The following is a 605-nucleotide window of genomic DNA, read 5'->3' as shown; positions in this document are numbered from 1 at the left end:
GCCCCGCGCCTTGCCCGCACGCCGTCACCGGTCGCCGGCCCCGCCACCCCCGCCGCCGCACCACGCGCCACGGGCGAGGCACCGCCCGCGATCGACACCGCCGCACGCGCCTTCGCCGATGCGATCCACCGCGCGGTCACGGGGGAGGATCGCCCCGCCGCGCCCGACGCCCCGCTGCCCGCGCCGGCGTTCACCGCGCCGGTCGCCGCCGCCGGCGCCGCAGCGCAGACCGGACAGCAGACGCTCGACATGAACCAGCCGCGCTGGCCGGAGGCGATGATCCAGCGGATCGAGATGCTGCGCGACATGGCCGATGCCAACGACATGTCGATCCGGCTGGTCCCCGATGCGCTGGGCGCGATCGACATCTCGCTGCGCCGCGACGGCGATACCGTTCAGGTGCAGCTGACCGCCGAACAGCCGCGCACCCGCGCGTTGCTGGCGGAGGCGCAGCCGCAGCTGACCGACATGGCCGAGGCGCGCGGGCTGAAGCTGCAGCAGACACCGGCCGCGACCGGCAGCGATCGCACCGCGATGGCCGGCCAGCAGCAACAGCAATCGCAGGCGCATCAGCAGGCGCATCAGCAGTCGGGGCAGCACCAGCC

1 protein-coding gene is annotated in these 605 nt (G+C 75.2%); it reads left to right on the top strand.

The window, feature by feature from the left end; genetic code table 11:
• The coding region (locus AX685_RS13060; RefSeq protein ID WP_197418613.1) for a flagellar hook-length control protein FliK at positions 1-605 on the top strand (605 nt) is incomplete at both ends.

Origin of the sequence: Sphingomonas sp. CCH9-F2, assembly GCF_001556735.1 — a bacterium.
Taxonomy (GTDB): Bacteria; Pseudomonadota; Alphaproteobacteria; order Sphingomonadales; family Sphingomonadaceae; genus Sphingomonas; species Sphingomonas ginsenosidimutans.
This window is presented reverse-complemented; position numbering and strand designations above follow the sequence as displayed.